The sequence below is a fragment of the Streptomyces sp. NPDC057616 genome (assembly GCF_042800575.1).
Taxonomy (GTDB): domain Bacteria; phylum Actinomycetota; class Actinomycetes; order Streptomycetales; family Streptomycetaceae; genus Streptomyces.
Genome location: NZ_JBHVGU010000030.1, coordinates 72,624 through 88,807 on the forward strand (window position 1 = coordinate 72,624; position 16,184 = coordinate 88,807).

Genomic DNA, 16,184 nt, shown 5'->3' on the forward strand with positions numbered 1-16,184 from the left:
GGTCGGATCAGACGCAGTCAGCGCGGGCGGATCACAGCAGCCCGTCCCACATCTGCTCCAGCAGCACGGACCACCAGCTCTCCGGCGAGCCGAGCGCCGCCGGATCGAGGGAGGCCAGCTGGGCCTGGAAGTCGACGGTCCAGCGGCCCGCCTGCTCCGGGTTCAGCCCGAACCGCAGCCGCCACATCCGGCCCAGCAGCGCCAGGCACCGCTGGAACTCGGGCAGCCCCGTGTTCACGAACTGCGGCGGCACGGGCGCCCCGCCGGGCCCCGCCTCCACCGGCACGGCCACGATGTTCGCGGTGCCGTACTGCACACAGATCGCCCGGCCGAAGTCACTGCCCATGACGAGGTACGAGCCCGCGTCCGCGGACGGCTGCACCCCGCGCTCCTGCGCCAGTTCGGCGAGCGTCGGCACCGGCCGGCCAGGCTGGGCCTGCGCCCAGAAGAACGGGCTCATGTCCGCCGGCAGACCGGCCACCACCAGCGAGTGCGCCACCACCGGCGGCACGCCCTGCCGGGAGACGGCCGCCTGCTCGAACCGGAAGATCCCCGGCCCGAACGCGCCCGCCAGCTCCTGGGCGATGCCCTCCGGCGGCAACGGCGGCGCCGCCTGCACCGGCGGCAGCGGCGCACGCACCGGCGCCGGGCGCGCGGGACCGTCCGCCACCTGGTGCAACTCGCCCTGGTGCGCGATCAGTTGCTGCATGCCCTGCTGCCGGCTCGCGTGGTCCGTGCCGTACGGCGCGATGGACGCGAGCCGCGCCTGCGGCCACTGCTCACGGATCATCCGCGCGCAGTAGGCGCCCGGCAGCTCGCACGACTCCAGCTCCGTGTGCAGCTCCAGCACCTGGTCCGGCGGCACGTTCATGCCGCGCAGCTCGTGGAAGATCTGCCACTCCGGATGCGGCGTGCCCGGCGCCGAACGCCGGATCAGCTGCTGCTCGGAACCGTCCTGCGCGCGGTAGCGGAGCACGGCCTGGTAGCCGGGCCCGACCGTCGGCTGCCCCTGCGGCGGCGGATAGCCGTACGAGGGCTGCTGTCCGGGGGGTGCCATCGCGCCGGGCGGCATCGGCGGCTGGGCTCCGGGCGGCATGCCGGGGGCACCGGGCACCCCGGGGGCCTGCGGCGGCGGAGGCGTGCCGGGAGGACCCACCGGAGGAGCACCGGGCCCGCCGACGGGCGGCGCGGCCAGCACGGTCTCCGCATGGTGGACGGTCCCACCGCGCCCGCCCGCCGACGCACCCTGCGCACCGGGCGCGGGGGGCATCCCGGGGGCACCGGGGGGCTGGGGAGCGCCGGGAGCGCCAGGCGCTCCGGGGGCGTGCGGGGCACCCGGAGGCTGCGGCGGGCCGCCGGCCGGACCACGGCCCGGGTCGGCGAGCATCGTCGCGGCGTGGTGGACACCGCCGGGGGGCGGCGTACCGCCAGGCGGGTTCGGGGCGCCGGGCGGAGCCTGCGGGGCTCCCGGGCCGGACGCGCCCTCCGGCCCGTCCGGACCGAGCGACGACACCATCTGCGTCGGCACGTACGCGCCGCCCGCACCGGGTGCCGGCGGAGGCGGAGGCGTGCTCGCCGGCCGCGCGCCCGGAGCGCCGGGGGCGCTCGGCGGAGGCGGCGTGGTCGAGGCGCGGCGCGGCGGAGGCGCGGCCTTGCTCGTCGCGGCGTCGGCGATGTCCCCGGCGTTCGGCGGCATCGGACGGCCCGGAGCGGCCGGCGGCTGCGGCGCACCCGGCGCCCCTCCGGGCCCCTGCGGATAGCCGTACGTCGACGGCGGAGGAGGCGGCGGCGGGGTGGCACCCGGCGCGGGCGCACCCGGCGGATATCCGTACGTCGAGGGCGGCGGGGGTGGCGTGGCACCGGGCACGGGAGCACCCGGCGGCGGCGTACCCGGAGCGGGCGCACCCGGCCGAACCGGCGCCGCGGGGCCGTCCAGCGACGGCGACACCGTCGTCCGCGGCAGCTGGCTGCCGCCCGACATCAGCGCCGTCTTGGCGTCCGGCGGCGTGTCCGGCTCTTCGTCGCCCTCCCGCAGCTGCGGCGCGAACACGGTCGCGGGCAGCGGTACGGAACCCTCCTCGCCGGAGTCCGCGTTGGTGTCGGTCCCGGCCCAGGGAGTCCCCCCGGCGGGCCCGGCACCGCCCGCTCCCGCCTCCGGCCAGCCGGCGCCACCGCTCTGCGCCGCGGGCGCCGCCGGCCGGGCGGGCGGCCCGGCCTGCGTCTGCGCCAGCTCTCCGTCACCGGAGGAGGCCGCGGACGGTGCGGAAGCTGCCGAGGGTGCTGAAGCCGCAGAGGGGGCGGAAACCGCAGAAGGTGCGGCGGCGGGCGACGCCGCGGCCGCGCCCTGGTCACCACGCCGGTCCGGGATGCCCAGCTTGTCCGCCGCCTCCTGCAGCCACTCCGGCGGACTCAGCAGGAAGGACGTCTGGTTGAGATCCACCCGCGCCGAGGCGGCCGGCGCCGGCTCCGGGTCCTCGTCCGGGCGGCCGTACTCCTCCTCGTAGCGGCGCACGACCTCGCCCACCGGCAGCGCGGGCCACAAGGTCGCCTCGCCGCTGTCCCGGGCGATCACCAGCCGCTGGCCGCCGCCGTCCGAACGCGGCCCGTCGGCCCGGTCCTCGGCCCAGACCACGAACCCGAGCTCGAACTCCCGCACCCGCACCTCGCGGTGCTGGTACGACGGCAGGTCACCGTTGATCCACTCCTCGGCGCGCTCCTGCGCCTGCGCGAAGGTCACCATCGGTCGCTCACTCCCCCACCGAAGAGTCGGAAGACACCGCAACAGCACGCGCGAACCCGCCGTCGACCATCAGGTTCGCCACCGTCTCCAGCTCCGGCGGATTGCCCGCGAGCCGCGACAGGAACCGGTCGAAGTCCTCACCGCACGGCAGCAGCAGCCGCTCCACGCGGTCCGCCGGCACCCACGAGGGATCGGCGTCGCGGGCGTCGTCGTAGGCGCAGAACCACACCGAGCCGACCCGCTCGCCCTTCACCTTCACGGCGAGCAGACCGCCCTGGACGAAACCCACGCCCAGATAGTCCTTGGTCAGATGGTCGCGCAGGCACTTGTTGACGTAGACGAGGTCGTTGACGGCCGCCTCGTCCCGCACCGTGAAGAACGGCTGGTCGATCAGGAGCCCCAGCTCCGCGTCGAGCGCCGCGCCCACCGGGGCGCAGCCGCCCGCCGCCTTCAGGAACGAGCGGTAGGCACCGGGCAACCGGTAGCCGAGGTCCTCCTCGACCTGCTGCACCTGGGCCTCGGTCACCGCCACCCCGGACTTCGGCAGACCGAAGTGCGCCGGCCGCGTCTCCTGCAACGGCCGCGTGCCCCGCTTGTTCTGGTCCACGTGCGAGGTCGCTATCCCACCGTGGTGGCGCAGCAGCGCCTTCACCTCGACCGGCACCAGCTCGAGCCGGCGCGAACCCGCCACGTGATGCCACGTCCAGCCGTGCGGCGTCGCCACCGCGGGCACCGTGTCCCACAACTCGTGCCCGGTCGCCGCCAGCGCCGCGTTCGCCGACACGTAGTCCGTCAGCCGCAGTTCGTCGACCCCGAACCCCTCCGGCGGTTCCGCGATCTCCGCAGCCGCACGCGCGTAGGCCGAGAAGGAGGGATAGCCGCGCTCGTCGACGCGTACCCCTCTCGGGTGACGTGCGGCCCGTACCGGATCCGGGAAATGCACGACCTGCCCGGCATAGGCCGCGTTCGGCGGCGCGGCCTCCTGCCCGAGCCGACCTGTCGTCATGGCGGTTGCCCCCTGCGGCACTCTGGTACGGCGCCCAGCGGCCGGCTCCACGCCGTCCACCGCGCCCGTATCGACTGTCTCGTCCGTCTCGACTTGGCGTCTCGACCGTCACCGCGCCTGTCACCACGCGCCACCGCGTGGATCACCACGCACCGACCGCATGGACCGCGGTGCCGACAGCCTATGCGGTACGACCGCACCGGTCACCGGGCACCGGTCAGCCGCCTTCCGCTTCCGTGACCTGCCGTCACCCCACCGTGACAGCCTGCCCAAACCCTGGCGTGTCGCGCCGCCCCAGCTTCCGCACCAGCCACGGGATTTGGCACTCTGTGACGTCCGGGGGAAGCTCGGGAGGGGATGACGATCATGAACGTGACGCAGACGGGACCGGACACCGCACCGCACACCGGTACCTCCGGCGACCCCCGCGGTACCTCCGGCGACCCCCGCATCGGCTGGAGCGCCACCGAGACCCCGCACGCCCCGGCCCTGCGCCACAGACGCGACGGCATACTCCCCACCGTCGCCGCCGCCCTCTCCGTGCGCGGCGCCACCCTCACCGGCACCGCCGCCCGCGGCGACCAGCCACCGCCCCTGCACCCCCTCGTCCAGGACTTCCTGGACACCCTCACCAGCGCCCAGCGCGACCGCTTCACCGGCCGCTGCGCCGAGACGATCCTCATCTCCCGCCACATAGCCTCCGCCGACGCCGCCCGCAGCAAGCGCGCCGCCCGCAAGCCCATGACCAACGGCGAGGCCCGCAAGGCGCTCAAGCAGGCCAAACTCACCACCCGCCGGATCCGCGAGGACGGCGACCCCCTGCACGGCGGCTTCGCCGCCCCCTGCCGCGCCTGCACCGCGCTCAGCGCCCACTTCGGCGTCCGCGTCGTCGATCCGACGGCGCCGGAGGACTGATCCCCCCTGACACGAGCCATCAGGACGGCCCCCGGGCCGGGCACGACCTCAGCACCTCGACGATCGAAGGGCAGATGCACCCCGACCGCACCTCCACCACGCGCTTTCCCGTACCCGTCGACGCCGCCCTGCGCGCCGCCGGCTGGCAGCCCGGGCGCTGGGACATAAAGCAGGCCGAGATCTGGGCGGACACCCTGCGCGAGCACGCCTCACCCGGGGGCCACCGGCACGCCGTCTTCCCCGCCGCCGTCGAGGCCTGGGCCGAGTTCGGCGGCCTGCACATCGCACCCACCGGGCCCGGCCGCCAGGTCGCCCCCACCGCCCTGCACGTCGACCCCCTGCACGGGCTCCACATGGCCCGCACCCTCGCCGACCTCGGCCGCGCCCTCGACACCGAGGTCAGCCCCCTCGGCACCGAGACCGACCACCAGTCCCTCGTCGCCGTCGACGCCGAAGGCCGCGTCTACGCCCTCGATCACACGGGCGACTGGTACCTGGGCCCCGACATCGACCAGGCCCTCGCGGCCCTCGTCTCCGGCGTAGAACCGGTCCGCCTCACCGCAGGCTGAACCACCGACGCCCCAAAGGGGCGCAAGGAACTGCGCGACAAGCCACGACGCAGCAGCACCCGACGAACAAGCCGCCAACACAGCGCACGGCACCCCGCTGAACCGGCGGAGCCTCACGCCGTGGCGGGAATCACCGCCGACACCCGAAAACCCCCCGCGTCCGTCGGCCCCGACACGAACACCCCGCCCAGCGCGGTGACCCGCTCCCTCATCCCCACCAGGCCGTTGCCCCCCGACGGCAGCCGCGCCGAGGACGCCGACGACACCTCGGGCGGCGGCTCGTTCTCCACCTGCATCGCGATCTCCGACACCCGGTGCGCCAGCCGCACGTACGTCTTCGCCCCCGCCGCATGCTTGTGGACGTTGGTCAGCGCCTCCTGCACCACCCGGTACGCCGTCTGCTCGATCTCCGCCGCATACAGCCGGGTGTCTCCCTCGACCGACAGGTCCACGACCATCCCCGCGGCCGCCGACTGCCCGATCAGCTCCTCCAGTTCGGACAGGCACGGCCCGTCCCCCTCGTCGGCGGCCCGCTCCGCCGCCACCGCCGCCGCGACCCCCACCGCCACCAGCGGCACCGCCTGCTCGGCCCGGCGCGCCTGGTCACCGCTGCGCAGCACCCCCAGCATCTCCCGCAGCTCGGTCAGCGCCTGCCGCCCCATGTCCCCGACCAGAGCGGCGTTCTTCACGGCCTTCTCCGGATCCTTGCGGGCGACGGCCTGCAGCGCGGCCGCGTGCACCACCATCAGACTCACCCGGTGCGCCACCACGTCGTGCATCTCGCGCGCGATCCGTGTCCGCTCCTCGCCCCGCGCCCACTCGGCCCGCTCCTCCGCGCGCTCGGCCAGCAGCTGCAACTCCCGCTCCAGGCTGTCCGCCCGCTCCCGCAGGCTCTCCATCAGCCGGCGCCGCGCACCCACGTACAGGCCGAGCAGCAGGGGCGGCGCGGTCATGCCGATGGCGGTGGTGATGGCCGCGAACGGCACGAACCAGTCACCGAGGTCCCAGGTCCCCCGCGCCATGTCCTGCCGCACCCGCACGAACATCACGATCAGCATGCCGACGAGCGACATCCCCGCCAGCGAGGCGATGATCCGGCGCGGCATCTCGGAGGCGGCGAGCGTGTACAGGCCGACGATGCCCATCAGATAGCCCATCTGGGCCGGGGTGATGGCGATCGAGACGAGCACGACGGCGATCGGCCACTGCCGCCGGACGACCAGCGCCGAGCCGGCGAGCACCCCGAAGACGATGCCCGCGGCCACGGGGACGCCCGCGTCCCGCGCGAACCGGACCCCTTCGAAGGCGCACTCCACCGCGGACGCCACCGCAAGACCGACGTCCAGTGCCGCGCTACGCCACCTGGCCCACCACCACGGCCCCTTCCGGCCCGCGGCGTGCTCTTCCCCCGTCGTGGTCATGCCTCCAGCCTACGGGCGCCGGCGCCCGGTTTTCCGGCGAGTTTTCGCGACTGGCCTACACCACACTGCGTAACGAACCGTGCACGAAAAGCCCCCCTTTCCCTCGAACTGCTGATTCGCACACCGTCCACCCCCGGAAGATCACATTCCGCCCGGGCGGTATGCCCATGGCACATTCACCGAGCAAGTACGCCGACTTCGCGGCACTACGGGAGCAAGCGGTCACCCTCCGCCGGTCAGGCCTCAGCCGCCGCCGGATCCGCGACCGCCTCCACATCGACAACAACGACATCCTCAACCGCCTCCTGGAGGGCGAGCCCCCTCCGGAATGGACCAGGCGCCCCAACGCCAAGGACGACCTGCGGGACCGGGCCCGGGAGCTACGCCTGCAGGGCTGGACGTACGACCGCATCCAACTCGAACTGGGCTGCTCGAAGAGCTCGATCTCACCATGGGTACGGGACCTGCCGAAGCCGGAACACAAGCGCACCCCGGACGAGGCGGCGGCGATCTCCAGGCGGGGGTGGGAGGCGACGCTGCAAATCCGCGAGGACCAACGCCGCCGGACGAAGGAAGAGGCCAGGCGCACGGTGGGCGACCTGCCCGATCGGGAGGTCTTCCTCGCGGGCGTCGCCCTCCACTGGGCGGAAGGCGCGAAGGACAAGTCTTACAGCCGCCGCGAGAGGCTGCAGTTCATCAACAGCGACCCCGACGTCATCAGCCTCTTCCTGCGCCGGCTCGAGGTACTCGGCGTCGAGCGCGAGCGGCGGCGCTTCCGCGTCAGCATCCACGAGTCGGCCGACGCGAAGGGGGCCGAGGAGTTCTGGGCTCGCCTGGTGGGCGTGGAGCGGTGCGCATTCCAGAAGGCCGGGCTCAAGAAGCACAATCCGCGGACGAGCCGTAAGAACACCTCTGCGGATTACCGCGGTTGCCTGGTCGTCTACGTCCTCGGCAGTGCCGACTTGTATCGTCGCGTGGAAGGCGCCTGGTACGGCATAGTAGGAGGCGCCGCTCGACGGACGGGCTAAATGTCCGATTAAGTCGAGAATGTTCCCCCGTGGTGTAATTGGCAGCACTGTGGCTTTTGGTGCCATCTGTCCGGGTTCGAGTCCTGGCGGGGGAGCTCACCTAGGTTTCGGGTCCTGACCGGTGCCAGCACTGTCAGGGCCCACTCTCATGTCCCCCACGAAACGCCCCGGTATCCTGCGGATGTCCCCACCCGTCCAAAGCCGAAGGGCAACCCCGTGAGCGCCATTCGCCCGGCAGCCGTCGTCGTTCTCGCAGCGGGTGAGGGCACCCGTATGAAATCGGCCACACCCAAGGTCCTCCACGAGCTCTGCGGACGCAGCCTGGTGGGTCATGTGCTCGCCGCCGCACGCGAGTTGAAGCCCGAGAACCTCGTCGTCGTGGTCGGGCACGCGCGCGAGAAGGTCGGCGCACACCTCGCCGAGATCGACCCGGCCGTGCGCACCGCCGTGCAGGCGGAGCAGAACGGCACCGGTCACGCCGTACGGATCGCGCTCGACGAACTCGGCGGCGGCGTCGACGGAACCGTCGTGGTCGTGTGCGGCGACACCCCCCTGCTGACCGGCGACACCCTGCGGCAGCTCGCGGCCACCCACTCCGCCGAGGGCAACGCCGTCACCGTGCTGAGTGCCGAGGTCCCCGACGCCACCGGCTACGGCCGGATCCTGCGCGACGAGAACACCGGTGCCGTCACCGAGATCGTCGAGCACAAGGACGCCACCGAGACGCAGCGCGCCATCCGCGAGATCAACTCCGGTGTCTTCGCCTTCGACGGGCAGTTGCTCGCCGACGCCCTCAAGAAGGTGCGGACGGACAACAGCCAGGGCGAGGAGTACCTCACGGACGTGCTCGGCATCCTGCGCGAGGCGGGTCACCGCGTCGGCGCGTCCGTCGCCGGCGACCACCGTGAGATCGCCGGGATCAACAACCGGGTGCAGCTGAGCGAGGCGCGGCGGATCCTGAACGACCGGCTGCTCACCCGCGCGATGCTCGACGGCGTCACGGTCGTGGACCCGGCGACCACGTGGATCGACGTCACGGTGACGTTCGAGCAGGACGCGGTCGTCCACCCCGGCACCCAGCTGCAGGGCGCGACGCACCTGGGCGAGGGCGCGGAGGTCGGCCCCAACAGCCGGCTGAAGGACACCCGGGTCGAGGCGGGTGCCCGGGTGGACAACACGGTGGCGGACGGCGCCCATGTGGGCCCGGCGGCGACGGTGGGTCCGTACGCCTATCTCCGGCCCGGTACGCGGCTCGGCGCGAAGTCGAAGGTGGGCACGTACGTCGAGACGAAGAACGCCGCGATCGGCGAGGGGACGAAGGTCCCGCACCTGTCCTACGTCGGCGACGCGACGATCGGCGAGTACACCAACATCGGTGCCGCCAGCGTGTTCGTGAACTACGACGGCCAGGAGAAGCACCACACCACGGTGGGGTCGCATTGCCGTACGGGTTCGGACAACATGTTTGTGGCTCCTGTCACGGTCGGGGACGGGTCGTACACCGCCGCCGGGTCCGTGATCACGAAGGACGTGCCGCCCGGTTCGCTGGCCGTGGCCCGTGGTCAGCAACGGAATATCGAGGGTTGGGTGGCTCGTAAGCGCCCGGGGAGCGCCGCGGCGAAGGCCGCCGAGGCGGCGTCCCGGCAGGACGAGAGCGAAGACTGACCGGATTCGGGTGCGTCAAACACGGCGTACCGTGATATCTGCACACACCCGTACCGCCACCAGCTGAGACACCTCGAACCGCCCCCAGCTGAAAACCTCTGAGGAGACAGTGCTGTGACCGGGATCAAGACGACCGGCGAGAAGAAGATGATGTTCTTCTCCGGCCGCGCCCACCCCGAGCTTGCCGAGGAGGTCGCCCAGCAGCTGGGTGTCGGGGTCGTCCCGACGAAGGCCTTCGACTTCGCCAACGGTGAGATCTATGTGCGTTATCAGGAGTCGGCGCGTGGTGCGGACTGCTTCCTGATCCAGAGCCACACCGCTCCGATCAACAAGTGGATCATGGAGCAGCTCATCATGATCGACGCGCTGAAGCGCGCGTCGGCCCGCTCCATCACGGTCATCGTGCCGTTCTACGGTTACGCGCGGCAGGACAAGAAGCACCGCGGCCGTGAACCGATCTCGGCGCGTCTGGTCGCGGACCTGATGAAGTGCGCGGGCGCGGACCGGATCCTGACGGTGGATCTGCACACGGACCAGATCCAGGGCTTCTTCGACGGTCCGGTGGACCACCTCTTCGCGCTGCCGCTGCTGGCGGACTACGTGGGGGCGAAGGTCGACCGGAACAAGCTGACGGTGGTCTCGCCGGACGCGGGCCGGGTGCGGGTCGCGGACCGCTGGTGCGACCGTCTGGGCGCGCCGCTGGCGATCGTGCACAAGCGCCGGGACAAGGACGTCGCCAACCAGGTCACCGTGCACGAGGTGGTCGGTGAGGTGAAGGGCCGGGTGTGTGTCCTGGTCGACGACATGATCGACACGGGCGGCACGATCTGCGCGGCGGCCGACGCCCTGTTCGCGCACGGCGCGGAGGACGTCATCGTGACGGCGACGCACGGTGTGCTGTCGGGTCCGGCGGCGGACCGGCTGAAGAACTCGAAGGTGAGCGAGTTCGTGTTCACGAACACGCTGCCGACGCCGAGCGAGCTGGAGCTGGACAAGATCACGGTGCTGTCGATCGCGCCGACGATCGCGAGCGCGGTGCGCGAGGTGTTCGAGGACGGTTCGGTGACGAGCCTGTTCGACGAGCAGTGAGCCGTTCCCGCGGTTGAACGCTTCTGCATGATCGATTTTTCTGCGGCCTCCCGCGCCGAGTAGACTGCTCCAGTTGCTCGGCGAGGGAGGCCGTACTCGTTTCCGCGAGGTACGGCGGTCCGTTATCGACGCGCTCTTCGTAGCAGGCCGTTCGTGGCCGGGTGACCACGTCCGTTCCTGATTTTCTACGAGGAGTGATCATGTCCGAGGTGAAGCTCACCGCCGAGACGCGCACCGAGTTCGGCAAGGGTGCCGCCCGTCGTATCCGCCGTGACAACAAGGTCCCCGGTGTCCTGTACGGCCACGGTTCCGACCCGCTGCACCTGACCCTTCCGGGCCACGACCTGCTGCTGGCGCTGCGTACGCCGAACGTCCTGATCTCCCTGGACATCGACGGCAAGGCCAACGAGCTGGCGATCCCGAAGTCCGTGCAGCGTGACCCGATCAAGGGCTTCCTGGAGCACGTCGACCTGCTGCTGGTCAAGCGCGGCGAGAAGGTCACGGTGGAGATCCCGGTCCACACCGAGGGCGAGCTGGCCCCCGGCGGCTACCTGCTCGAGCACGTCCTGAACGCGCTGCCGGTCGAGGCCGAGGCCACCCACATCCCCGAGTCCGTCACGGTCTCCGTCGAGGGCCTGGAGGCCGGTGCCTCCATCCACGCCAAGGACATCACCCTGCCCTCCGGCGCGACCCTGGCCGTCGACGAGGACGCCGTCGTCCTGCAGGTCCTGGCCGCGCAGGCCGAGGAGGCCGCGGAGGGCGAGGAAGGCGAAGAGGCCGACGAGGCCGTCGCCGAGGCCTGATCCTCACCGTTTCATCGTCGGTCAGCCGCTGTTCCCGGTCGTTCACGGCCGGGAACAGCGGCTGGCTGCTTGGGGGTCCGGGGGTCCGCCCCCGGAAAGGCACAGCAAGGAGACATGGACGTGAGCACCCCCGTGGGCGGCCCCTGGCTGGTCGTCGGTCTGGGCAATCCCGGGCCCGAGTACGCCGCGAACCGGCACAACGTCGGGTTCATGGTGGCCGATCTGCTGGCCGAGCGGATCGGGGGGAGGTTCAAGCGGGCGGGCAAGGCGCAGGCGCAGGTCGTCGAGGGCCGGATCGGGCCGCCCGGGCCGGCGAACCGGCGGGTGATCCTCGCCAAGCCGATGTCGTACATGAACCTGTCGGGCGGGCCGGTGAACGCGCTGCGGGAGTTCTACAAGGTCCCGGTGGCGAACATCGTGGCGGTCCACGACGAGCTGGACATCGACTACGGCACGCTGCGGCTGAAGCTGGGCGGCGGGGACAACGGGCACAACGGCCTGAAGTCGATGACGAAGGCGATGGGCGCCGACTACCACCGGGTGCGGTTCGGGATCGGGCGTCCGCCGGGGCGGATGCAGGTGGCGGACTTCGTGCTGAAGGACTTCTCCTCCGCCGAGCGCAAGGAGCTGGACTACTTCGTGGACCGGGCGGCGGACGCCGTGGAGTGTCTGGTCATCGAGGGCCTGGAGCGGGCGCAAAGCACGTACAACTCCTGACTTGTCACCCACCTGAGTTGACCGTTCGCAGGGGTATGGCCAATGATCCCGGCCATGCCCGCCACCGCCAGCTCCTCCCGTCAGGCCTCGGTCGCCGCCCTGCGGTTCGGGCGGATCGCGGCGATGGGGACGGTCGCGGTGCTGATCCTGATCGCGGGCGTGTGGGCGTCGTGGCGGACCGCTCCGTACGTGATGCTCACCAAGGGCCGGGAGCACGGCACGATCGAGGTGACGCGGTGCGGGGACGACACCTGCACCGGCCCCTTCACACCCGCCTCGGCGGGCTCGCCCGGACCGGACCGGGTCGTGATCGAGAAGTCCGTCGCGGTGCGCAAGGGGCAGACGTACGCGGTGGTGGTGAAGCCGGGCGGCGACGAGGTGCTGCGCTCGGGCCCGGCCGGAGTGCTGTACGCGTGGGTGCCGATGGGCGGGGCGCTGCTGCTCGCGTCGGTGGTCGTGGCGGGCGGGCTGCGCCGGACGCGGCCGGCGTGGGTGCTGGCGCTCGCGGGCGCGGCGCTGCTGACGGCGGCTTTTGCGGCCCTGTGACGGCATTCGTCCGACCGGTCTCCTGTGCGTGAACAGAGCGTTGTCTGTTCGTGATTGACCCTGGGTCAGTGGTGGCTGGATGCTGAGCCGCCCCCTCCACATCTTCCCGTCCGCAACTCGAAGATGGAACTGCCCCATGCGTACCCTCATCCGCGCCGGCGCACTGTCCGCCGTCGCCGCGGCCGCGCTGCTCTGCGCCCCGGTCGCCGCTCACGCCACCGCCCCCGGTGACAACGGGACGGTGAAGATCCACGACGCGAAGACCGGCGACGAGCTGCGGCGCAACGAGCCGCACGTCTGCACGTTCTATCTGGACGCCTTCGGCTTCGACGGTGTCCAGCAGGTCGACTGGCACATCGAGGCCTGGGCCCCGACCGCCCACACCAAGGGCGAGACGGTGAAGACCGGCGCCATCAACCTCGGCACCGAGGGCAACGGCCGCACTGAGGACATGTCGCTGCCCGACGGTCACTACAAGCTGTTCTGGAACTTCGACGGCGAGAAGGGCGCCGCCAAGCACAAGGTGTTCTGGACGGACTGCGGTGACACGCAGGGCGGCGGCGGCACGACGGCCACACCGTCGGCGTCCGGGTCGTCGGCGCCGGGCTCCGAGTCGTCCTCGCCGGCCGCGGACACCTCCTCCGCCGCCGCCTCCCCGAGCGAGTCGTCCGGTGCGGCGCCCGCCGCGTCCTCGTCCCCGTCCGCCCAGGGCGGCAGCGGTTCGGGCGATCTCGCCGAGACGGGCAACGGCGTGCCGGTGGCCCTGCTCTCCGGTCTGGCGGCCACGCTGGTGGCGGGCGGCGGCTACCTGGTGGCGCGCCGGCGCCGGGCCTGACGCCGGCAGGCCGTACACACGGAAAAGGGGTGCCCCCGAGCTCGAACGGAGCTCGGGGGCACCCCTTCGTGCCGGGAGGCGTCAGCCGGTGTTGCGCAGGCCCGCCGCCACGCCGTTGACCGTCAGGAGCAGGGCGCGGGAGAGCAGCGGGTCGGGCTCCTCGCCCGCGGCCGCGGCGTCGCGCTGGCGCCTGAGCAGCGTCACCTGGAGGTAGGAGATCGGGTCCAGGTAGGCGTCGCGGATGCCGAAGGTCTGCTTCAGCACCGGCTGGGCGTCGAGCAGCTCGTCCTCCCCGGTCACCCGCAGCACCTCGCGCACGGTCAGCTCGTGCTCGGCCTTGATGGTGTCGAAGACGTGCTTGAGCTCGTCCGGCACGAGGGTGTCGACGTAGTGGGCGGCGATCCGCAGGTCGGTCTTGGCGAGCGTCATCTCGACGTTGGAGATGAAGTTGCGGAAGAAGTGCCACTGCTCGTGCATCTCGTCGAGCACGGTGTCCAGGCCCGCCTCGCGCAGCGCCTTCAGGCCGGAGCCGACGCCGAACCAGCCGGGCACGATCTGCCGGGACTGGGTCCAGCCGAACACCCACGGGATGGCGCGCAGTCCGTCGAGCGAGACGCCCGAGCCGGGGCGGCGGGAGGGCCGCGAGCCCAGGTGCAGGTCGGCGAGCTGGTCGACCGGCGTGGAGGCGAGGAAGTAGTTCGGCAGGTCGGGGTCCTCGACGAGCCTGCGGTAGGCGGAGTGGGCGGCGTCGGAGACGACGTCCATGGCGGCGTCCCAGCGGGCGAGGGCCTCGACGGACTGGCGCGGGGCGGTGTGCAGCGCGGAGGCCTGCAGGGTCGCCGCGACGGTCAGCTCCAGGTTCTCGCGGGCCAGGGACGGCACGAGGTACTTGTCGGAGATGACCTCGCCCTGCTCGGTGACCTTGATCTCGCCCTCCAGGGTGCCCCAGGGCTGGGCGAGGATCGCGTCGTGGGAGGGGCCGCCGCCGCGGCCGACGGTGCCGCCGCGGCCGTGGAAGAGGCGCAGCCGGACGCCGTAGCGGTGCGCGACGTCACGCAGCCGGCGCTGGGCGCGGTGGATCTCCCACTGGCTGGTGGTGATGCCGCCGAACTTGGAGGAGTCGGAGTAGCCGAGCATGACCTCCTGGACGTCGCCCCGGAGCGCGACGAGGCGCCGGTAGGACGGGTCGGAGAGCATGTCCTCCAGGATCGTGTCGGCGGCCTTGAGCTCGTCGGTGGTCTCCAGCAGCGGCACGATGCCGATCTTGGCCCAGCCGGCGTGCAGGTCCAGCAGGCCCGCCTCGCGGGCGAGGACGGCGGCGGCGAACACGTCGTCGGCGCCCTGGCACATGGAGATGATGTACGACTCCACGACCTCGGGCCCGAAGACCTCCAGGGCCCGCTTCACGGTCTGGAAGACGCCGAGGGTCTTCTCGCCGGCCGCGTCCACGGGCGCCGGGGTGGGCGCGAGCGGCCGGCGGGAGCGCAGCTCCTTGGCGAGGAGCTTGGCCCGGTACTCGCGGGGCATGTCGGCGTAGCGCCAGGACTCCTCGCCGAGCCGGTCGAAGAGCTGGCCGAGGGCGTGGTGGTGGGCGTCCGCGTGCTCGCGTACGTCCATGGTGGCGAGCTGGAGGCCGAAGGCGGCCAGGGTGCGGATGGTGCGGTTCATGCGGCCGTCGGCGAAGAGCCCGCCCCGGTGCTCGCGCAGGGAGCTCTGGATCAGGGTGAGGTCCTGCAGCAGCTCGCCGGTGCCGAGGTAGTCGCGGCCGGCCTGGTGCGGGGTGCCCTTGGCCAGGCGCTGCTTGGTGTTCTCCAGCTTCTGCCGGATGCAGGTGGCCTTGAGCCGGTAGGGCTCCTCGGCGTTCAGGCGCTTGTAGCGGGGGCTGATCTCGGGCAGCCGGTCGAGGTCGGCCGTGAGGGAGTCCAGGAGTTCCTGGGTGGCGCCCGTGTAGCGGATGGAGTTCGACAGGAAGTGCCGGAGCTCGTCGATCAGGTCCAGGGCGTCGTTGATGCCGTGCTCGTGCTGGAGGATCAGCACGTCCCAGGTGACCTGGGGGGTGACGTTCGGGTTGCCGTCGCGGTCGCCGCCGATCCAGGTGCCGAAGGTCAGCGGGCGGGTGTCGTCGGGGAGCTGGACGCCGACGCGCTCCAGCTCGGCGGTGAGGTCCTCCAGGACGTCGCCGACGGCGCCGGCGTGCAGCTCGTCGAGGTAGTAGATGGCGTTGCGGGCCTCGTCGGCGGGCTCGGGGCGCACGACGCGCAGCTCGTCGGTCTGCCAGACGAGGTCGATGTTCTCGGCCAGCCGGGTGTCGTGGCGGCGGCGGTCGGCCTCGATGACCGGCGTCTCCAGGAGCGCGGCGATGCGCCGGAGCTTGTTGAGGACCGAGCGGCGCGCGGCCTCGGTGGGGTGCGCCGTGAAGACGGGCCGGACGTTGAGGTGCCGGACGGTCTGGCGCAGGTGCTCCGGGTCGGCGTCCTTGAGCCGGTCGGCGGTGCGGGCCAGCAGCCCGCCCTCGGCGGCGCGGCGCTCGCGCAGCTCGCGGCCGCGGTGCACCTGCTCGGTGACGTTGGCCAGGTGGAAGTAGGTGGAGAAGGCGCGGACCAGCTTGGCCGCGGTCTGCAGTTCGGTGCCGCGCAGCAGCTCGGCGGCGGCCTCTCCGTCCTCGCGGGTGAGGCGGCGGACCTTCTCGACCAGGTCGAGGAGCTCGGGACCCTCCTGGCGTACGAGGGTCTCGCCGAGGAGATCTCCGAGCCGGCGGATGTCGGCGCGCAGCTCGCTGGTCGTCGTGGTCTGGTCGTCGGCACTGCTCACAGGTGCGGCTCCTTGCAGTGTTGAAGCTCGTCCAGGGGG

At 72.2% G+C, this 16,184-nt stretch carries 13 protein-coding genes and 1 tRNA gene; 10 read left to right on the top strand and 4 right to left on the bottom strand.

What is annotated here, in order from left to right; genetic code table 11:
- Positions 1-31 precede the first annotated feature (31 nt).
- Positions 32-2,740, bottom strand: a complete 2,709-nt coding sequence (locus ACFU97_RS32130) for an SUKH-4 family immunity protein (protein WP_384263780.1) — start codon at positions 2,738-2,740, stop codon at positions 32-34.
- Between the two features lie 7 nt (positions 2,741-2,747).
- Entirely contained in the window at positions 2,748-3,746 is a 999-nt protein-coding gene (locus ACFU97_RS32135) for an SMI1/KNR4 family protein (protein ID WP_384263783.1), read from the bottom strand.
- Between the two features lie 357 nt (positions 3,747-4,103).
- Here ACFU97_RS32135 and ACFU97_RS32140 point away from each other — a divergent pair, with 357 nt between their 5' ends.
- Complete coding sequence (locus ACFU97_RS32140; protein ID WP_384263786.1) at positions 4,104-4,661, top strand: YwqJ-related putative deaminase; 558 nt, start codon at positions 4,104-4,106, stop codon at positions 4,659-4,661.
- A gap of 74 nt (positions 4,662-4,735) precedes the next feature.
- On the top strand, positions 4,736-5,230 hold the full coding sequence (locus ACFU97_RS32145; protein WP_384263789.1) for an SUKH-3 domain-containing protein: 495 nt from the start codon (positions 4,736-4,738) through the stop codon (positions 5,228-5,230).
- Positions 5,231-5,343: 113 nt separating this feature from the next.
- Here the strand turns inward: ACFU97_RS32145 and ACFU97_RS32150 are convergent, their stop codons facing one another.
- Positions 5,344-6,651, bottom strand: a complete 1,308-nt coding sequence (locus ACFU97_RS32150; RefSeq protein WP_384263792.1) for a sensor histidine kinase — start codon at positions 6,649-6,651, stop codon at positions 5,344-5,346.
- A gap of 167 nt (positions 6,652-6,818) precedes the next feature.
- Here ACFU97_RS32150 and ACFU97_RS32155 point away from each other — a divergent pair, with 167 nt between their 5' ends.
- The 8 genes from ACFU97_RS32155 to ACFU97_RS32190 all read left to right on the top strand — a co-directional run bounded on the left by ACFU97_RS32155 (position 6,819) and on the right by ACFU97_RS32190 (position 13,334).
- Positions 6,819-7,679 carry a hypothetical protein gene (locus ACFU97_RS32155; RefSeq protein WP_384263795.1) on the top strand — a complete coding sequence of 287 codons (861 nt, stop codon included), beginning with the start codon at positions 6,819-6,821 and terminating at the stop codon, positions 7,677-7,679.
- 23 nt (positions 7,680-7,702) lie between these two features.
- Positions 7,703-7,774, top strand: a tRNA-Gln gene (locus ACFU97_RS32160).
- 121 nt (positions 7,775-7,895) lie between these two features.
- On the top strand, positions 7,896-9,344 hold the full coding sequence (gene glmU / locus ACFU97_RS32165) for a bifunctional UDP-N-acetylglucosamine diphosphorylase/glucosamine-1-phosphate N-acetyltransferase GlmU (protein WP_384263798.1): 1,449 nt from the start codon (positions 7,896-7,898) through the stop codon (positions 9,342-9,344).
- Positions 9,345-9,458: 114 nt separating this feature from the next.
- Positions 9,459-10,433, top strand: coding sequence for a ribose-phosphate diphosphokinase (locus ACFU97_RS32170; RefSeq protein ID WP_384263800.1), 975 nt, complete (start codon positions 9,459-9,461; stop codon positions 10,431-10,433).
- 200 nt (positions 10,434-10,633) lie between these two features.
- Positions 10,634-11,236, top strand: a complete 603-nt coding sequence (locus tag ACFU97_RS32175) for a 50S ribosomal protein L25/general stress protein Ctc (RefSeq protein ID WP_384263803.1) — start codon at positions 10,634-10,636, stop codon at positions 11,234-11,236.
- Positions 11,237-11,350: 114 nt separating this feature from the next.
- Complete coding sequence (gene pth, locus ACFU97_RS32180) at positions 11,351-11,953, top strand: aminoacyl-tRNA hydrolase (RefSeq protein ID WP_384263805.1); 603 nt, start codon at positions 11,351-11,353, stop codon at positions 11,951-11,953.
- Positions 11,954-11,995: 42 nt separating this feature from the next.
- Positions 11,996-12,499 carry a hypothetical protein gene (locus ACFU97_RS32185; RefSeq protein ID WP_384263808.1) on the top strand — a complete coding sequence of 168 codons (504 nt, stop codon included), beginning with the start codon at positions 11,996-11,998 and terminating at the stop codon, positions 12,497-12,499.
- 136 nt (positions 12,500-12,635) lie between these two features.
- Positions 12,636-13,334, top strand: a complete 699-nt coding sequence (locus tag ACFU97_RS32190) for an LPXTG cell wall anchor domain-containing protein (protein ID WP_384263810.1) — start codon at positions 12,636-12,638, stop codon at positions 13,332-13,334.
- 81 nt (positions 13,335-13,415) lie between these two features.
- Here the strand turns inward: ACFU97_RS32190 and ppc are convergent, their stop codons facing one another.
- Positions 13,416-16,145 carry a phosphoenolpyruvate carboxylase gene (gene ppc / locus ACFU97_RS32195; RefSeq protein ID WP_384263812.1) on the bottom strand — a complete coding sequence of 910 codons (2,730 nt, stop codon included), beginning with the start codon at positions 16,143-16,145 and terminating at the stop codon, positions 13,416-13,418.
- Positions 16,146-16,184 lie beyond the last annotated feature (39 nt).

What these genes read in the sequence shown, in the direction of transcription:
- ACFU97_RS32155 (WP_384263795.1), top strand. Translation starts at nt 6,819, where the DNA reads ATGGCACATTCACCGAGCAAGTACGCCGACTTCGCGGCACTACGGGAG.
- ACFU97_RS32135 (WP_384263783.1), bottom strand. Translation starts at nt 3,746, where the DNA reads ATGACGACAGGTCGGCTCGGGCAGGAGGCCGCGCCGCCGAACGCGGCC.
- ACFU97_RS32130 (WP_384263780.1), bottom strand. Translation starts at nt 2,740, where the DNA reads ATGGTGACCTTCGCGCAGGCGCAGGAGCGCGCCGAGGAGTGGATCAAC.
- ACFU97_RS32190 (WP_384263810.1), top strand. Translation starts at nt 12,636, where the DNA reads ATGCGTACCCTCATCCGCGCCGGCGCACTGTCCGCCGTCGCCGCGGCC.
- ACFU97_RS32185 (WP_384263808.1), top strand. Translation starts at nt 11,996, where the DNA reads ATGATCCCGGCCATGCCCGCCACCGCCAGCTCCTCCCGTCAGGCCTCG.
- ACFU97_RS32175 (WP_384263803.1), top strand. Translation starts at nt 10,634, where the DNA reads ATGTCCGAGGTGAAGCTCACCGCCGAGACGCGCACCGAGTTCGGCAAG.
- ACFU97_RS32145 (WP_384263789.1), top strand. Translation starts at nt 4,736, where the DNA reads ATGCACCCCGACCGCACCTCCACCACGCGCTTTCCCGTACCCGTCGAC.
- ACFU97_RS32150 (WP_384263792.1), bottom strand. Translation starts at nt 6,651, where the DNA reads ATGACCACGACGGGGGAAGAGCACGCCGCGGGCCGGAAGGGGCCGTGG.
- pth (WP_384263805.1), top strand. Translation starts at nt 11,351, where the DNA reads ATGGACGTGAGCACCCCCGTGGGCGGCCCCTGGCTGGTCGTCGGTCTG.
- ACFU97_RS32140 (WP_384263786.1), top strand. Translation starts at nt 4,104, where the DNA reads ATGACGATCATGAACGTGACGCAGACGGGACCGGACACCGCACCGCAC.